Source organism: Telluria sp. AC161 (assembly GCF_979258535.1).
Genome location: NZ_OZ409861.1, coordinates 3,893,690 through 3,910,024, shown reverse-complemented (window position 1 = coordinate 3,910,024; position 16,335 = coordinate 3,893,690). Strand labels below are relative to the sequence as shown.

The following is a 16,335-nucleotide window of genomic DNA, read 5'->3' as shown; positions in this document are numbered from 1 at the left end:
AGAAACGTGGCGCAGCCCGATCTTTTCAAACTGCGACAGGCATTTTCATTTTTGACTGGCAGTGCTGCCGAACTTGCCGCCGTGGAAGATCAGTGCTGGTTGCGGTTGCAACTGGCACTCTTCGACCTCGCCGACGAAGATGACGTGATCGCCCTCCGGGTAGCGGCTGCGGTTGTGGCATTCGAACCAGGCCGACACGCCCTTGAGGATCGGCAGGCCGGTGCGCGACAGCTCGTAGTCGACGCCCTCGAACGGGTTTTCGCCGCGACGCGCAAAGCGCATCGCCAGGTCTTCCTGGCCGGCAGACAGCACATTGATCACGTAGTGCGAGTTGCCGCTGAAGATCGGCATGCTGTTCGCGCCGGCACCCAGGCTCCACAGCACCAGCGGCGGGTCGAGCGAAACCGAGTTGAACGAGCTGGCCGTCAGGCCACGGAAGGTGCCGTCGGCCAGGCGGGTCGTAATGACGGTGACGCCGGTCGCAAACTGCGACAGCGCCTGGCGGAAATGTGTTGTATCGAAGCCGCGCGTGGTCGCGCGGGCAGAAAGTGTATTCATGGTGTTCCTGGAACTGTGACGCTCATTATGCCACCGTCCTGCGCAAGCTTGCCGCGCCATGCCTTCTAGCCGTATCGGCAGCGGGTCAATACAGCGGCCAGCCGGGCTTTGCGCTACATTAAGCTTATCGAAATTTTACGATTACAAGGGCCATCATGAGTGAGCAAACAACGGGCGACGTCGCCATCCTCGGGGGCGGCTGCTTCTGGTGCATCGAGGCGGTGTTTCTCGAAGCACGCGGCGTCACGCGCGTGGAGTCAGGCTATATGGGCGGTCATGCCGATCAACCGACCTACGAGGCCGTGTGCAACGGCACCACCGGCCACGCCGAAGTCGTGCGCCTGGAGTTCGATCCGTCAGTGATCAGCTACCACGACATTCTCGAGATCTTTTTCACGATCCACGATCCGACGACATTGAATCGCCAGGGCAATGACGTCGGCACGCAATACCGGTCAGTGATTTTCACCACGTCGCCGGCGCAGGACGCTGTCGCGCGCACCGTGATGGCCGAGATGGCCATGGTGTGGGATGCACCGCTGGTGACGCAGGTGTTGCCGCAGGAAACTTGGTACAAGGCCGAGGACTACCACCAGAATTACTTCGCGCAACACCCGTTGCAGGGGTATTGCGCGTTCGTGGTGGCGCCGAAGGTCAGCAAATTCCGCGCCACGTTTGCGGAACGACTGAGGTAGGGTGGGCGGCTGTGCCGCCCACGCGGTGATCGATACTGGTGCCGATCGCGTGCCGCATGATCTGTCTGCCAACCATCACCGCGTGGGCGGCCTAGCCGCCCACCCTACGGCTGAAGACGGCTGCGCGTCCAGCTGCCGTCCGGCTGGCGCTGGTAGACGATCCGGTCATGAAAGCGGGAGCGGCGGCCTTGCCAGAACTCGATGCGCTCCGGCACCAGGCGGAAACCGCCCCAGTTGTCCGGGCGCGCCGGATCGTCGCCGGCAGCCTGCGCCACGGCGTCGTAATTCGTTTCCAGCGCGGCGCGACTGGCAATCGGGCTGCTCTGTTGCGACGCGATCGCCGCGACCCGGCTCTTGAGCGGGCGGCTGCGGAAATAATGGTCGCTTTCTTCGCTCGACGTCATCTCGACACGGCCTTCGATGCGGATCTGGCGCTCGAGCTCGCTCCAGAAGAAGAGCAGGGCGGCCTGGTTGTTGCCGCGCAGTTCCTGCGCCTTCTGGCTGTCGTAATTGGTGTACCAGGTAAAACCGCGCGGATCGAATTGCTTGATCAGCACGATGCGCGAGCTTGGCCGGTTGCCCGGGCCGACCGTTGCCAGCGTCATCGCATTCGGTTCGTTCACTTGCGCCGCCAGTGCCTGCTCAAACCACGCCGTGAATTGCGCGATCGGGTCGTCCAGCACGTCGTCTTCATTCAGGCTGGCCTGGCCGTAATCCTGGCGCAGATCGGCCACTGCCTGGCCAACGCCGGCTGTCTTGGCCGATGTTGTGGCCACCGGCTGGTCAAACGCCTCGGGCGCCAGCAGGCCGCGGCGGCGCTGCATCGCCTGGCCCAGCTGCGCCATCTGCTCGGGCGAGAACAGGCGCATCGCCATCGGCGCCATCGTGCTTTCTTCGCGCTCCATGTGCGCCGTGTAGCGGGCGACGAAGCGCTCGACGGCCGTGCTGGAGAGCATGGTCCCGGTGCCGGCTTCGATCGCCGTCAGTTGCTCGTGCAGGTCCTGCCACAGGGCGTCCATGTCATTGTGGTCCTGCACGATCGTCGGCGCCAGCGCCTGCAGCGTGGCGGCGTCGTCGCCCTGCGCGGTGGCGCGCAGCATCGGGATCAGGTCCTGTTCTTCGTCGTCGTGGTGCAGGTGCGCGGCCTTGTCGAAGTAGCGCAGCACGGCGCCGGCGGCGTCGCGCGCCTGCTTGTCGACGCCATGTTCGGCCAGGTGCGGCAGCAGTTTTTCCAGGGTGGACAGTTGTTTGCGGATGCGGCCATGGCAATGCTTGAGCACGGCGATCGGCTGGGAGAAATCGGGGGCGGTGTCGGGCAGGAGAGAGGTCATTGTTCTGTGGGAGACACGCAGGTTATTTGGTTGACGAACGATCATTCTAGTGTAGTCGCGAAACACCTGTCCGCTACAATATCGGGATGAATCAATTACTTGAGCAAGGGGCGGCGGCAACGCCCACGGAGGAAGTCGACTTTGCGCGCCGTTTCGGCGGCATCGGGCGCCTGTATGGTGAGCCTGCGCTGGAACGTTTCCGCGCGGCGCACGTTTGCGTGATCGGCGTCGGCGGCGTCGGTTCATGGGTGGTCGAGGCGCTGGCGCGCAGCGCCATCGGCCACCTGACCCTGATCGATCTCGACAACGTCGCCGAATCGAACATCAACCGCCAGATCCAGGCGCTGTCATCGACTATCGGCATGCCGAAGATCGAAGCGCTGCGCCAGCGCATCGCCGAGATCAACCCGTTTTGTCAGGTGACCCTGGTCGAGGACTTCATCGACCTGGAGAACATCGAGACGCTGGTGGCCAACCAGGGCTTCGACTATGTGGTCGATGCGATTGACAGCGTCAAGCCCAAGGCGGCGCTGATCGCCTGGTGCAGCGCCAACAAGATGCCGCTCGTGGTCGTGGGTGGCGCCGGCGGCCAGATCGATCCGACCAAGGTCGAGATCCGAGACCTGGCCCGCACCGAGCAGGAACCGCTGCTGAAAAAAGTGCGCAAGCTGCTGCGCGCGCAATACGGTTTTTCGCGCGGCGAAAAGCAGAAGTACCACATCGACGCCGTGTTTTCGATGGAGCCGCTGCGGTATCCGGACACGGGCGAAGACAACGCTGGCGGGGCATGCGAGATCGATGACAACGGCATCACGGGCCTGAACTGCGCCGGATTCGGCTCGTGCATGGTGGTGACCGCCACCTTCGGCATGGTGACGGCGGGGCAGGTACTGCGCCGGCTGGCCGAAGCGGCCAATGCCCAGGCGCAGGCTGTCACCGCAGCCGCCGGGCAAACTGTGCAAGCTGAGGCCGCCTTGCTATCATAGGTGCCAGATGCAACCGCCCGGTTGCGACCTTTTGATGGAAGAGCACACATGATTCGTCGATCCGCAGTCATCGCCCTGCTCCTGGTGGCAGGCAGCGCCCAGGCCCAGGAAGGCGCACAGGACGCCAGCAAGCCCGCGACCCAGCCGCCGCCGGAAGCGCAGCAGCCAACTACCGCGCCTGCTGCTACCCCGGTCACGCCGCCAGTCGCCGCCGAAACCCAGGCACCGCAGGTCGAGATCGTCGATCGTGTGGTCGGCACCGGCAAGGAAGCATCGCTCGGCAGCAATGTCGTCGTCAATTACACGGGCTGGTTCCACAAGCCGCTGGCCAAGCAGCAGCGCGGCCGCAAGTTCGACTCGTCGCTCGACAATGGCCGCGATCCGCTGGAATTCCAGCTGGGCGCAGGCCGTGTGATCAAGGGCTGGGAGCAGGGCGTAGCGGGCATGAAGGTCGGCGGCAAGCGCACGCTGATCATCCCGAGCGCGCTGGCCTACGGCAAGCGTGGCGCGGGCGGCGGGATGATTCCGCCGGACTCCGATCTGATCTTCGACGTCGAACTGCTCAACGTGAAGTAAGGCACGACTGGGCAGCTACATGGCGCTGGACTAGCTGCTGCCCGCCCCTCAAGCCGGTAGCATGCTGGTTGTTTCATGGTGCAGAAGGCGGCAACAGAGCCTCAGACAGTAATTCCTGCACAATCCTCGCCTGAAGCACATCGCGGCGTCGCTTTGCAGGGTCACGGTGTTTGGCTTGCTCAGCCATCCAAAGCTTAAACTGGACGAAGCTTTCGGGCGCAATCGTTCTCATCATCGCCATCTTCCCGGTCACTGAGACAACGACTTGTTCAAAGCGGGGAGAGTCCGTCAACACGCCGGCTCTTTCCGCTTGAACCGGCCACAAGTCTTCCTCGTCATCGGTGAACCGGAACGGGTGAGGGTCTTGCTGGATGGGCTGACGGCGCAAAAAATCGACTTCGAAACCTTTATCGTTAATGGCAGTTTCAAGCTGCGACTCCTTGCGTTGAAAGGTTTTGTCAGCGCGCTGAAGTACTGCAAGCATCGATGTCTGGGTACGCGCCATTGTTGTCAAGAACTGCATTCGCTTACGCGCGTCCCATAGCAAATCCACGTCCATCGTTGCCAACGCACCTTGCTGAATGCGTACGCTCGCGGCAGCCTCATAGGCATAGAGTGCGTGGGTACCCACGACCGTAAAGTAGTCATGCACGCGCGATTCGTGAAGAGCCTGAAGGACCGATACGACAGTAGCAGGGGTACGACCAACCTTCAAGGCTTTGTTCAGTCGTTCCGCTTCTTGTAGTGCGTCATTGAGGGACTTTAGTCGCTCTTCAACCTGATGCTTGCAGGTCGTAAAGTCAGCATGAATTTTTTCGGTTTCAGCAGACCGCCGGCCAATCCTCTGCTGTCGATTGTCTGGTGTTGTTTTGACGAGATATTCGTATTTGCCTTCGACCTTCCAATACATCCCGCCTTTGTACTGCCGGGCTCGCTCAGCGGTACGAGCATGCTCGGAAAAAATCGTGACCGAGTCCATGTACTGTCGGGCTGCGTTGTCGGAAAGTATAAAGTAGTTCACGATAGCGATTCACCGTATATTCTTTGATTTTACATTCTATACGGTGAAACACCTATCGTCACCGTGGATTGGTAGCATGCAATGTACATAAGTACGTGAATCCTCATGCATCCAGCCGTAATGAATGCAAATAGTCTAGTGGTGCCCGTGCAGCGTGCAGTGATGATGGGTCGTGCCTTCCTCGACCTGCAGCGTGCAGTGATGAATCGCGAACTGCCCGCATAACCCGTCCACCATCGCATCGATCGCCGCATCGCCCGGATATCCGGCAGGCATCACGACGTGCGCCGTCAGCGCCGTTTCGGTCGTGCTCAGCGCCCAGATGTGCAGGTCGTGCAGATCAGCCACGCCGGGCTGCGCGAGCAGGAAGCCGCGCACCTTGTCGGCATCCACGCCAGGCGGCACGGCCGCCATCGACAGCTGCACCGATTCGCGCAGCAGCGACCACGTGCCCAGCACGATCACCACCACGATCGCCAGGCTCACCGCCGGGTCGATCCAGGTCCAGCCCCAGAACATGATGATCAAGCCCGAGATCGCCACGCCCAGCGACAGCGCCGCATCGGCCGCCATGTGCAGGTAGGCGCCGCGGATGTTCAGGTCGCCCTTGCTGCCAGCCAGGAACAGCCAGGCCGAAAAGCCGTTGATCAGCACGCCGATGGCGGCAACGATCGACACCGTGGCGCCGGCCACGGGCGCCGGTTCGGCGAAGCGCTGCACGGCTTCCCAGGCGATGGCGCCGCACGCCACCATCAGCAGCAGGCCGTTGCCCATTGCCGCCAGGATCGACGAGCCGCGCAGGCCGTAGGTATAGCGGCCAGTCGGCACGCTTTTGGCGAGCACCGCCGCGCCCCAGGCCAGCACCAGGCCCAGCACGTCGGACAGGTTGTGACCGGCGTCGGCCATCAGCGCCGTCGAGTGCGCGATAAAGCCGTAGCCGAATTCGATGATGACGAAGGCCATGTTGAGCCCGATCGCCAGCGCGAAAGCGCGCCCGTTGCCTTCGGGGGAGGGCATGTGGTGGTGGTGGTGGCCAAAGCCGTGACCGTGGTCATGGTCGTCGTGCTTGTGCTCGTCGTGCTTGTGATCGTGCTTGTGCTCGTGACCATGATCGTGGTCATGATCGTGCTGGTGATGTTGGCTCATGCGTCCATTCCGGTGGCGGGTTCGGCGATGTGCTCGAACATGGTGGAAAGCAGGCTGCTGATGTGGGCGTCGGCAGCTGCGTAAAAGACTTGCTTGCCCTGGCGCTCGGCCTTGACGATGCGGGCGGCGCGCAGCAGGCGCAGATGGTGGCTGACCAGCGAACTCGACAGCGACAGCGTATTGGCAATATCGCCCACGGCTGTTGGCTGCGTCAGGCAGGCCAGCACGATGCGCAGGCGCGTCGCGTCACCCAGCAGGTGGAACAGATCGGCCAGCTGGCCGATCGCTTCCTCGGGCGGCGGGGCAATCGGCTGGGCGGCCGGGTGCGTATGAATGTGTTCGTGCATGAGACTCTAACATGTGAATAGGTGTTCACATGTTAGTGCAAAGGCCCGTGCCGGGCAAGCATGGTGTGGTGCAATAACGGTTCAGTGGCGAGGCTTGTTGCTCACCTGCCCATCGTCATCCCGAATCTCCGGCTGCCCCAATCCCAGCTTCTGCAACTGCGGCAGGATTTTTTTCCGTTCGCCCACCGCCACCACGATCATCCGGTCAGGGTCGAGCCAGCGGCGCGCGACCGCCTGCACGTCGTCGACGCCGACACCCGCCAGGTGAGTGGCCAGGCTGTCGTAGTAATCCGCCGGCAAACCATAGACGAACAACTCCGTCAGGCTCGCACCGATGTCGGCATTGGTCTCGAACTGCCCCGGCAGCGACAGCAGTTGCGCATTGCGCGCCGCCGCCAACTCGTCGCTGGAGATCGGCTCCTCCCGCAGCAGCGCGACTTCGCGCAGGATTTCGCGTACCGCTTCACCGGTCGCATTCTGCTGGACGCTGGCCTCGACCGAAAACGGCGCCGGCTGGCGGTCGTAGTCGAAGTGCGAATGGATCCCGTAGGTCAGCCCGCGCGTCTCGCGCAGATTGTTGTTGAGCCGGCTCGAGAACATCCCGCCCAGCACCCCGTTCATGATTTGCAGGGCCGGGAAGTCGGGTGTGTCGCGCGCCGGGCCCATCGTCGCCACCTGCAGCGCCGTCTGGCCGGCATCCGGCTGATCGATCACGACCAGGCGCGCAGCCGTCGGTTTGGCCGGGGCAACCGCAGCCGCTGGGGCATCAAACGCCGTCCAGCCGCCGAACTGCGCCTGCGCCAGTGCTTCCAGTTCGGCGCGCGTGATGTCGCCCGTGACCACCAGCGCCGCGTTCGACGGCACGTAATGGCGACGCCAGAAGCCGACGATGTCATCGCGCGTCGTGCGCCGGATGGCCGGTTCCAGGCCCAGCTGGCCATAGCCTTTCGGGTGACCGGCGCCAAACAGCGCGCCTGCCGCCGCCAGCGCGGCCACGGTTTCCGGGTCGTCGCGCTGCTGCGTGAGCGCGCCAAGGCGGTCCTGGCGCTGGCGCTCGATCTCGGCGGCCGGGAACGCCGGGCGCTGGACGATGTCGGCGACGATTTCCAGCGCGCGCGCAAAGGTGGACGTCAGGGCCAGCAGCGAGACGGTGGAGACGTCGTCGCTGCTGCCCGTGTCCATGAAGGCGCCCAGCTGGGCGATGTCGTCGGCGATGGCCGGCGCGCTGCGCGTGGCCGTGCCTTCTTCCAGCATCTGGGCAGTAAAACCGGCCAGGCCGGGCAGGTCGGATGGATTGGCGGCGCCGCCACTACGCACCACGAGCTGGCTCGACACGAGCGGGAGCGCCGGATTGCGGTAGTGGATGACGGTCAGGCCGTTGGCCAGCGTGAAGGTCTCGCCGCGCGGCTGCCTGAAGCGGGGCGCCGGGCCGGCTTTCGGCGGCGTCGCGCGCCATGCTTCGGCCACGTTGACCGGGGCTGCCGGCGTTGGCACGGCGGCGGTCCGGGCGGGCTTGCCAGCGCGCGGATCGTCCACCTTCGGTTTGCCCGGCACGCCCGTGACGACGGCGCGCGCCTGCTCTGGTAGCCAGGTCTGCACCGCGCGCTGGACTGCGGCGGCGTCGATGCGGCGCAGGCGCGCCAGGTCCTTGTCCAGGTAGCCCGGGTCGCCCGTGTACAGGTTGTAGTGATTGAGCTGCTCGGCCAGGCCGTCGCCGCCCAGCTTTTCCAGCGACGCCAGCAGCGACGTTTCCAGGCTGTTGCGCGCGCGTTCGACCTCGCGCGCGGTCGGGCCTTCGGTGCGCAGCAGGGCCAGTTCGGCGTCGATTGCCGCTTCGATCTCTTGCGGCGTGTGGCCGGCCCGCGCCGTCACGTCGATGACAAAGGTCGAGGCCAGGCCGAGCGAGCCCTGCGAGGCCGAGACGTCCTGCGCGATCTGGCGTTCGTAGACAAGTGACTTGTACAGGCGGCTCGACTTGCCGCCGCCCAGGATCGTGGCCGCCACCATCAGCTCGGCGTCGCCCGGTTGATACGCCGGCGGCGTGAGCCAGCCCATGAACACGCGCGGCAGCTCGACGCGGTCGCGCACGACGACGCGGCGTTCGGCCGTGATCGGGGGCGTGACCACGTGCGGGCGCACCACGTCCGGCCCGCGTCGCAGGCCGCCGAAGTAGCGCGTGACCAGCTCACGCACGGTTTGTTTGTCGATGTCGCCGGCAATCACCAGGCTGGCATTGTTGGGGCCATAGTATTGGGTGAAGAAGGCGCGCACGTCTTCCAGGCGTGCGCTCTGGATGTCGGCGTGCGAACCGATGATCGAGGCCGCGTACGGGTGCCCCTGCGGGAACAGCGTGCGCGCCAGCGCTTCCTCGACGATGCCATACGGCTCGCCCTCGACGGTCTGGCGCCGCTCGTTGCGCACGACGTCCTGCTGGTTGGTCAGCGCCTGCTGGTCGAGCACGTCGAGCAGGTAGCCCATGCGGTCTGCGTGCACCCACAGCGCCAGTTCGAGCTGATTCGACGGCACGGTGTCGTAATAGCTGGTGCTGTCGTACCCCGTGCCGCCGTTGCTGTCGGTCGCGCCAGCGCCTTCGAGCAGGCGGTCGGCCATGCCGCGCGGGATGTGCGCGGTGGCGGCGAACATCATGTGCTCGAACAGGTGGGCAAAGCCCGTCAGGCCGGGCGCCTCGTTGGCCGGCCCGACGTGGTACCACAGGTTCACGGCCACGATCGGCAGGCGCTTGTCTTCGACCAGGATCACTTGCAGGCCGTTGGGCAGCACCAGCTTCTCAAAAGCGATCGCCGGCGCCGGCGCGGCTGCCGATGACGATGCAGGGGCGGGGGGCTGCGCCTGGGCCGGGCCGGGGGCCGGCGCAGCGGCCAGCATCAGCGGGACCATCAGGGTAGGAATATTCAAGCATTCTCCAGATAATTCATTGGCAACGACGCCGGCGTCGGCCAGGCGACGCCCCGGCCAGCCCATAGAGTGAGGGGCTGCAGGACACCGTCGAACTGGCCTCGCACAACACGCTATTATCGCGGATACGCACGAAAGGCGTGGCCCGGCGCCGCCATTGCCCGGCTATTCGACGAAGCGCAGCAGCCCGCGCAGCGCATGCGCCACGGCCTGCGCGCGCACGGCCTGGCGATCGCCCTGGAACACCAGGCGCTCGGTCTGCACGCGGTCGCCCTGCGCCCAGCCGAAGCACACGGTGCCGATCGGCTTGCCGGGCACGGCGCCCGTCGGGCCGGCGATACCGGTGGTCGAAACAGCCACATCGGCGCTGCTGTTGGCGACGGCGCCTGCAGCCATGGCGGCGGCCACTTCTTCGCTGACGGCGCCAAATTGCGCGATCACGGCGTCGGACACGTCGAGCATGTCGTTCTTGGCCGTGTTCGAATAGGTGACAAAACCGCAATCGAACCAGTCGCCCGAGCCGGGAATGTCGGTGAGCGCCTGGGCGATGCCGCCGCCGGTACAGGATTCGGCCGTGGCCAGCATCATTTTTTTTGCGCCAAGCGTCTGGCTGACCTGATTTGCAAGATCGGTAAGTTCATGCGTCACGTGCGTCTCCTTGTGCAGTCGGCGGACGGGCTTGTCCGGGTGATTCCATTCTAGCGCGCAGTGCGCCCGCAAGGCACGGCTGCAGAGCAGTCTGCCGCTTGATATTGCCATAGGTAAAGATGCTATGCTTTCAGCATGGACATATCGAAGGCAAAGTTGTTGTCGAACCCTGACAGATGTTCCGTGCGACATGCGGCTTGGCCGGACTGCTATGCTGGAACGCAGCTGGCCTCCGTGGCTGGATGTCTCTTTTTTGTTTTACGTAGATCTTACAATGCCGTACGGACGCATCGCATGTGGCCAGCCAGGGTTGGCCCGATCGTGAAGTCGCCAGCCCAGCCGGGTCAGCGCCCCGCGCACACGCGTCGCCGTTTCGTGAAACGGTTCGGGGAGGAAGCATGAGCCGCCAGCGCTCGATTCGCAAGAAGCTGGTAGCAATGGTGATGACGACCACATTCGTCGCACTGCTGGTCTCGATCGCCCTGGTGGTGGCCTATGACCTGCGCAGCTATCACCGCACGCTCACCAATGACCTGTCGACCGACGCCGAACTGGTCGGCCACATGACGTCCGCTGCACTTACCTTTGACGACCCGCGCCTTGCCAACGAAGACTTGCTGCTGCTGCGGGCCAGTCCCCTGGTGCGCGGCGCCGCCATCTACGATGCGCGTGGCCAGCTGTTCGCGTCGTATTCGGCCGCCGGTGAAAAGCGGGCCGTGCCCGAGCGGCTCGAGCAGATCGACGACAGCGGCAACGGCATCATGGTCGTCAGCCAGCCGATCCTCGAAAATGGCGAGACGCTCGGCACCGTCGTGATGCGCGCCGAGAACCGCATACTGGCGCGCTTCATCGATTACCTTGCCATTGCCGTCGGCGTGACCCTGATCGCGATGGCGATCGCCTACCTGATGATGCGGCGCTTCGGGCGCGTGCTCACGTCGCCGATCATCGCGATCACCGAAGTGGCGCGCGACGTGGTGGCCACACGCGATTATTCGCGCCGCGCGCCGCGCATCGGTGATGACGAGGCGGCCGAGCTGGCCGACTCGTTCAACGCCATGCTCACCGAAATCGAAGGCCGCACGCGCGAGCTCGAAGACTCGCACAACGCCACCCTGCGCACGGCCACTGAGCGCTCGCACGCCCAGCAAGAGGTGATGCGCCTGAACGAGCAGCTCGAGCAGCGCGTCGATGAACGCACGCTGCAGCTGGCGCTGGCCAACGCCGAGCTGGCCAACGCCAACGAAGAAGCGCGCAGCGCCAACCAGGCCAAGTCGGCCTTCTTGTCGTCGATGAGCCACGAGCTGCGCACGCCGCTCAATGCGATCCTGGGTTTCGCCCAGATCCTCACTTCCAACACGCTGCCGTCGACGCTCGAGCAAAAGAAGGAATTTGCCAATCACATCCTCAAGTCGGGCCGCCACCTGCTCACGCTGATCAACGAGATCCTCGACCTGGCCAAGGTCGAATCGGGCACCATCACACTGTCGATGGAGCCGGTCGCGCTGGCCGACATCCTGCTCGAATGCCGCACGATGATCGAGCCGATCGCCGCCACGCGCAAGGTGCGGGTGCTGTTCCCGGACGTCGACGGCGCCGTGGTCATGGCCGACCGCACGCGCTTGAAGCAAGTGATGCTCAATCTGCTGTCGAATGCCGTCAAGTACAACCGCGACGAGGGCGCCGTGGTGCTCACGTGCGACCAGTGCACGCCCACGCGCATGCGCCTGTCGATCCAGGACACCGGCAACGGGCTCAATCCCGAGCAGGTCGCCAGCCTGTTCCAGCCGTTCAACCGGCTGGGCCAGGAGTCGGGGGCCCAGGAAGGCACCGGCATCGGCCTGGTGGTGACCAAGCGCCTGGTGGAACTGATGGGCGGCGAGATCGGCGTGACCAGCAGCCCGGGTGTGGGCAGCGTGTTCTGGATCGAGCTGGCCAGCACCGCGCCGCGCACGTCCAGCCTGGCCGAACGGGCTGCGCCCGGCGGCAACGGGTCGACCTCGTCTGCTTCCGGGGCCGAATTCTTACCGCGCCTGCTGCTGTACGTCGAGGACAATCCGGCCAACCTGCGCCTGGTCGAAGAGATCGTGGCATTCCGGCGCGACCTGCGCCTGCTGTCGGCGCACGACGGCCACCTGGGCCTGCAACTGGCGCGCGCGCACCGTCCCGACATCATCCTGATGGACCTGAACCTGCCCGGCATGAGCGGCTTCGAGGTGCTGCGCCAGCTGGGTGCCGACCCGGAAACCGCGGACATTCCCGTGATTGCGCTGACCGCCAACGCCATGCCGCGCGATATCGAGCGTGGCGTGGCGGCGGGCTTCCACCGCTACCTCACCAAGCCGATCGACATCGAAAAGTTCACTGAAGCGATCAACAGCACCCTGGCCGAGGGGCCGGATCTGGCCGCGTCAGGCGAAAGGAACCACCCATGATTTCCCTGTCCGACATCAGACGGGCCCGCATTTTGGTCGTCGATGACGAACCGGTCAACGTGCAGCTGCTTGAATATCTGCTCAAGACCACCGGCTACGAAAACGTCACCTCGACGTTCGACCCGCGCCAGGTCGTCGCGCTGCACCTGAAGCACCGCTTCGACCTGATCATCCTCGATCTGCACATGCCCGGCATGGACGGCTTCGACGTGATGGAGGCCTTGAAACCCCTGGAGAGCGATTCGTGGCTGCCGGTGCTGGTGGTGACGGCCGAGCCGGACAAGAAACTGGCGGCGCTCGAAGCCGGCGCGCGCGACTTCATCGGCAAGCCGTTCGACACGGTCGAGGTCATGACGCGCATCCGCAACCTGCTCGAGGTGCGCCTGCTGCACCGCGAATCCCTGGATTACGGCAGTGAACTCGAACGCCAGGTGCGCGAGCGCACCGCCGAACTGGCGCGCTTTCGCGGCGCGATGGACGCCACGCCCGATGCGCTGTTCTTGATCGACACGGCCAGCATGGCGATGGTCGACGTGTCCGAAGGCGCCTGCCGCATGCTGGGTTTTTCGCGCGACGCGCTGCTGCGCATCGATCCGGTGGCGCTGGGCCTGGCCTCGCGCACGCAGCTCGAACGGCACATGGGCGCGGCCGCACAGGGCGGACGGCCCGAACCCGACATCGTCGAGACCGACCTGCTGCGCGCTGGCGGCGAAGGCTCGGTGCCGGTGGAAATCAGCTGGAAGCTGCAAGACCCCGAAGGGCAGCGCAACGCCCAGCGCATGCTGATCGCCGTGGCGCGCGACATCAGCGAGCGCCTGCAGGCGCAGGAACGGCTGCGCCATGCGGCCAGCTACGACGCGCTGACCGGCCTGCCGAACCGCACGCTGTTCTTTGAAAACCTGCGCGGCACGATCGAGCTGGCCCAGGACAAGAACTGGCGCGTGGCGGTGCTGTGCATCACGCTCGACCGCTTCAAGGTGATCAACGATTCGCTCGGCACGGCGCCGGGCGACGAATTGCTGCGCCAGTTCAGCACGCGCCTGGTGCGCTGCGTGAAGGTGCGCGATTCGGTCGGGCGTCTGGGCGGCGATGAATTCGCCCTGATCCTGACGATGCCGCGCGAGCAGCAGGACGCCGTGAACATGGCCAACGAAGTACGCGAATCGCTGCGCCTGCCGTTCGACCTGCACGGCCAGCAGGCCGCGCTCACGGCCAGCATCGGCATCGCGATGTACCCTGACGACACGATCGACCCGGGCACGCTCGTCAAGTACGCCGACACGGCCATGGTGCGGGCCAAGGAAGCAGGGCGCGACGGCTACCGCTTCTTCACCGCCGGCATGAACGTGCAGGTGCTCGCGCGCCTGGACCTCGAACTGGCGCTGCGCGGCGCGCTGGCGGACAACCAGTTCGTGCTGCACTACCAGCCCAAGCTGGAACTCAATACGGGCCGCATTGCCGGCAGCGAAGCGCTGCTGCGCTGGAACCGGCCCGGCTATGGCCTCGTGTATCCGGCCGAATTCGTGCCGGTGATGGAAGAAACAGGCCTGGTCGTGCGCGTGGGCGACTGGATCATCAACGAAGCCTGCCGCCAGATCGCGGCCTGGAACGCGGACGGTGTGCGCGACGTGCGGGTGGCGGTGAATGTGTCGAGCCGCCAGTTCGTCGAGGGCGATCTGGAAGACGTGGTGCGCAGCGCCCTCGAACGCCACGGCATCGAGGCGGGCCTGCTTGAACTGGAGCTGACCGAAAGCGCGCTGATGCAAAATGTCGAGCGCACGACGGCCGTGCTCACACGCCTGAAGGCGCTGGGGATCCGCATTGCGATCGACGACTTCGGCACCGGCTACTCGAGCCTGGCCTACCTGAAGCGCTTCCCGATCGACAAGCTCAAGATCGACATCGCGTTCGTGCGCGACATCATCACGAATCCGGACGACGCAGCGATCGCGCTGGCCATCATCAGCATGGCGCACAGCCTGCACATGCAGGTGGTTGCCGAAGGCGTCGAGACGCGCGCCCAGATGGCCTACCTGCGGCGCAACCGCTGCGACGAAATCCAGGGCTTTTACTTTTCGCGTGCGCTGCCGGCTGCGCAGCTGGCCACACTCGTGGTCTCGAACCGCGCCAATCCGAACGAGCCGCCAGAAGTTATCGACAACGTGCAGACGCTGCTCATCGTCGACGACGATATCAACGTGCTGGCCGCGCTGCACCGGCTGTTCCGGCGCGACGGCTACCGCGTGCTGACGGCATCGTCATCGAGCGAAGGCTTTGAATTGCTGGCGCTGTACCACGTGCACGTGATCCTGTGCGACCAGCGCATGCCGGTGATGAGCGGGACCGAGTTTCTCAGCAAGGTCAAGGAGATGTATCCGGAAACGATCCGCATCATCCTGTCGGGGGACACCGGCGTGGAGGCGGTGCTCGACTCGATCAACCGCGGCGCGATCTACCGCTTCTATACCAAGCCGTGGAACGACATGGAACTGCGTGACAATATCCGGCTGGCGTTTCGCCATTATTGGATGACGCATGGCCCGTATGACGACCGCAAGGCGCCGCGCGAAGGCGACGACCCCGCGCACGGGGACGCCGCGCATCAGGCGCCGCTGAAGTGATCCCAGCCTGACAGCGCCAGATCGAGCGCCACGCCGTGCGCATCGACCAGGCGCAGCCCCGGCGCGGCGTCGATCGTGCCGACCCGCGTGACCGGCGTGCCGGCCTGCGCCCCCGCCGCCAGCACGGCCGCGCGCGCAGTGCGCGGCGCGGTAAAGCACAACTCGTAATCGTCGCCGCCGGCCGCCGTGAAGCGCCGCCGCAGCGCCGGCGCCTGCTGCGCCAGCACCGGCCCGGCCGGCAGCGCATCGACATCGAGCGTCGCGCCCACGCGCGACGCTTGCAGGATGTGGCCAAGGTCGCCCACCAGCCCGTCCGAAATATCCAGCGCAGCATGGGCGACCGGCAGGCTGGCCAGCGCCAGGCCGAGGGCCACGCGTGGCGTTGGCAGGTGCATGCGCGTGGCCGCTTCTGCGTGCAATGCCGGGTCGAGTTTGAATTCGAGCTCGTTCCAGTACCCCGCCAGTGCCAGCCGGGCGTCGCCCAGCGTGCCCGAGATCCAGATATCGTCGCCCACCTGCGCCGCATCGCGCCGCAGCGCGTGGCCGGGCGACAGTTCGCCGAACACGGTGATGCAGATGTTCAGCGGTCCTTTGGTCGTGTCGCCCCCGATCAGTTCGCACTCGTGCGCGTCGGCCAGGGCGAACAGGCCTTGCGAAAAGCCGGCGAGCCAGTCCGGGTTGGCTTCGGGCAGGGCCAGCGCCAGCGTGAAGGCGACGGGGCGGGCGCCCATCGCCGCCAGGTCGGACAGGTTCACGGCCAGCGCCTTGTGGCCCAGCATGCGCGGGTCGGCGCCGGCAAAAAAGTGGCGATCTTCTACCAGCATGTCGGACGAGATGGCAAGCTGGCGGCCCGGCGTGATGGCGAGCAGGGCGCAGTCGTCGCCGATGCCCAGGGGCGCGCGGCCAGGCCGGTCGCGCTTGAAGTAACGCTTGATGAGGTCGAATTCGGAGAGCATGGCGGCGATTGTACCGTGGCGCCAAGGTTAGCCAGCCCGGGCGATTTTGCTGCAACCGCACATAATCATGTTGAAAATACGTAGTCGTTGCCAAGACCC

Annotated in this window: 13 protein-coding genes; 5 read left to right on the top strand and 8 right to left on the bottom strand. The window is 65.1% G+C overall.

What is annotated here, in order from left to right:
- Window positions 1–45: 45 nt before the first annotated feature.
- Complete coding sequence (locus tag ACZ0AJ_RS17415) at window positions 46–558, bottom strand: flavin reductase family protein (RefSeq protein ID WP_258835791.1); 513 nt, start codon at window positions 556–558, stop codon at window positions 46–48.
- A 155-nt stretch (window positions 559–713) separates the two neighbouring features.
- Between ACZ0AJ_RS17415 and msrA the strand changes: the two genes are divergently transcribed.
- Window positions 714–1,253 carry a peptide-methionine (S)-S-oxide reductase MsrA gene (gene msrA, locus ACZ0AJ_RS17410; protein ID WP_499455755.1) on the top strand — a complete coding sequence of 180 codons (540 nt, stop codon included), beginning with the start codon at window positions 714–716 and terminating at the stop codon, window positions 1,251–1,253.
- Between the two features lie 104 nt (window positions 1,254–1,357).
- Here the strand turns inward: msrA and pdxH are convergent, their stop codons facing one another.
- Entirely contained in the window at window positions 1,358–2,584 is a 1,227-nt protein-coding gene (gene pdxH / locus ACZ0AJ_RS17405; RefSeq protein WP_499455756.1) for a pyridoxamine 5'-phosphate oxidase, read from the bottom strand.
- Window positions 2,585–2,670: 86 nt separating this feature from the next.
- Here pdxH and tcdA point away from each other — a divergent pair, with 86 nt between their 5' ends.
- Together tcdA and ACZ0AJ_RS17395 are read left to right on the top strand one after the other, a co-directional pair.
- Window positions 2,671–3,570 carry a tRNA cyclic N6-threonylcarbamoyladenosine(37) synthase TcdA gene (gene tcdA, locus ACZ0AJ_RS17400; RefSeq protein ID WP_499455753.1) on the top strand — a complete coding sequence of 300 codons (900 nt, stop codon included), beginning with the start codon at window positions 2,671–2,673 and terminating at the stop codon, window positions 3,568–3,570.
- A 48-nt stretch (window positions 3,571–3,618) separates the two neighbouring features.
- Window positions 3,619–4,146: an FKBP-type peptidyl-prolyl cis-trans isomerase gene (locus ACZ0AJ_RS17395; RefSeq protein WP_499455751.1), complete on the top strand. Its 528-nt coding sequence runs from the start codon at window positions 3,619–3,621 to the stop codon at window positions 4,144–4,146.
- A gap of 73 nt (window positions 4,147–4,219) precedes the next feature.
- Here ACZ0AJ_RS17395 and ACZ0AJ_RS17390 read toward each other — a convergent pair whose 3' ends face one another.
- The 5 genes from ACZ0AJ_RS17390 to ACZ0AJ_RS17370 form a co-directional block, all read right to left on the bottom strand.
- Window positions 4,220–5,167, bottom strand: coding sequence for a GSU2403 family nucleotidyltransferase fold protein (locus ACZ0AJ_RS17390; RefSeq protein WP_499455749.1), 948 nt, complete (start codon window positions 5,165–5,167; stop codon window positions 4,220–4,222).
- Window positions 5,168–5,302: 135 nt separating this feature from the next.
- Window positions 5,303–6,313, bottom strand: coding sequence for a cation diffusion facilitator family transporter (locus ACZ0AJ_RS17385; protein ID WP_499455748.1), 1,011 nt, complete (start codon window positions 6,311–6,313; stop codon window positions 5,303–5,305).
- The gene (locus ACZ0AJ_RS17380; protein ID WP_183556166.1) at window positions 6,310–6,660 is read right to left on the bottom strand and encodes an ArsR/SmtB family transcription factor; all 351 of its coding nucleotides are present in this window, start codon (window positions 6,658–6,660) and stop codon (window positions 6,310–6,312) included. Before ACZ0AJ_RS17380 ends, ACZ0AJ_RS17385 begins: the two co-directional genes overlap by 4 nt.
- An 81-nt stretch (window positions 6,661–6,741) precedes the next feature.
- The gene (locus ACZ0AJ_RS17375; RefSeq protein ID WP_499455752.1) at window positions 6,742–9,576 is read right to left on the bottom strand and encodes a M16 family metallopeptidase; all 2,835 of its coding nucleotides are present in this window, start codon (window positions 9,574–9,576) and stop codon (window positions 6,742–6,744) included.
- A 165-nt stretch (window positions 9,577–9,741) separates the two neighbouring features.
- On the bottom strand, window positions 9,742–10,224 hold the full coding sequence (locus tag ACZ0AJ_RS17370) for a CinA family protein (RefSeq protein ID WP_370660568.1): 483 nt from the start codon (window positions 10,222–10,224) through the stop codon (window positions 9,742–9,744).
- A gap of 398 nt (window positions 10,225–10,622) precedes the next feature.
- Here ACZ0AJ_RS17370 and ACZ0AJ_RS17365 point away from each other — a divergent pair, with 398 nt between their 5' ends.
- Both ACZ0AJ_RS17365 and ACZ0AJ_RS17360 read left to right on the top strand, forming a co-directional pair.
- On the top strand, window positions 10,623–12,659 hold the full coding sequence (locus tag ACZ0AJ_RS17365; RefSeq protein WP_499455750.1) for a sensor histidine kinase, YfiR-like protein-associated: 2,037 nt from the start codon (window positions 10,623–10,625) through the stop codon (window positions 12,657–12,659).
- Complete coding sequence (locus tag ACZ0AJ_RS17360) at window positions 12,656–15,280, top strand: EAL domain-containing protein (protein WP_499455742.1); 2,625 nt, start codon at window positions 12,656–12,658, stop codon at window positions 15,278–15,280. The genes ACZ0AJ_RS17365 and ACZ0AJ_RS17360 overlap by 4 nt, the downstream gene beginning before the upstream one ends.
- Here ACZ0AJ_RS17360 and thiL read toward each other — a convergent pair.
- Window positions 15,262–16,236 carry a thiamine-phosphate kinase gene (thiL, locus tag ACZ0AJ_RS17355; RefSeq protein ID WP_499455741.1) on the bottom strand — a complete coding sequence of 325 codons (975 nt, stop codon included), beginning with the start codon at window positions 16,234–16,236 and terminating at the stop codon, window positions 15,262–15,264. The genes ACZ0AJ_RS17360 and thiL overlap by 19 nt on opposite strands.
- Window positions 16,237–16,335 lie beyond the last annotated feature (99 nt).

Excerpts from the sequence above, each read along its gene's own strand:
- ACZ0AJ_RS17415 (WP_258835791.1), bottom strand. The coding sequence starts at position 558 with ATGAATACACTTTCTGCCCGCGCGACCACGCGCGGCTTCGATACAACA.
- msrA (WP_499455755.1), top strand. The coding sequence starts at position 714 with ATGAGTGAGCAAACAACGGGCGACGTCGCCATCCTCGGGGGCGGCTGC.
- pdxH (WP_499455756.1), bottom strand. The coding sequence starts at position 2,584 with ATGACCTCTCTCCTGCCCGACACCGCCCCCGATTTCTCCCAGCCGATC.
- tcdA (WP_499455753.1), top strand. The coding sequence starts at position 2,671 with ATGAATCAATTACTTGAGCAAGGGGCGGCGGCAACGCCCACGGAGGAA.
- ACZ0AJ_RS17395 (WP_499455751.1), top strand. The coding sequence starts at position 3,619 with ATGATTCGTCGATCCGCAGTCATCGCCCTGCTCCTGGTGGCAGGCAGC.
- ACZ0AJ_RS17385 (WP_499455748.1), bottom strand. The coding sequence starts at position 6,313 with ATGAGCCAACATCACCAGCACGATCATGACCACGATCATGGTCACGAG.
- ACZ0AJ_RS17380 (WP_183556166.1), bottom strand. The coding sequence starts at position 6,660 with ATGCACGAACACATTCATACGCACCCGGCCGCCCAGCCGATTGCCCCG.
- ACZ0AJ_RS17365 (WP_499455750.1), top strand. The coding sequence starts at position 10,623 with ATGAGCCGCCAGCGCTCGATTCGCAAGAAGCTGGTAGCAATGGTGATG.
- ACZ0AJ_RS17360 (WP_499455742.1), top strand. The coding sequence starts at position 12,656 with ATGATTTCCCTGTCCGACATCAGACGGGCCCGCATTTTGGTCGTCGAT.
- thiL (WP_499455741.1), bottom strand. The coding sequence starts at position 16,236 with ATGCTCTCCGAATTCGACCTCATCAAGCGTTACTTCAAGCGCGACCGG.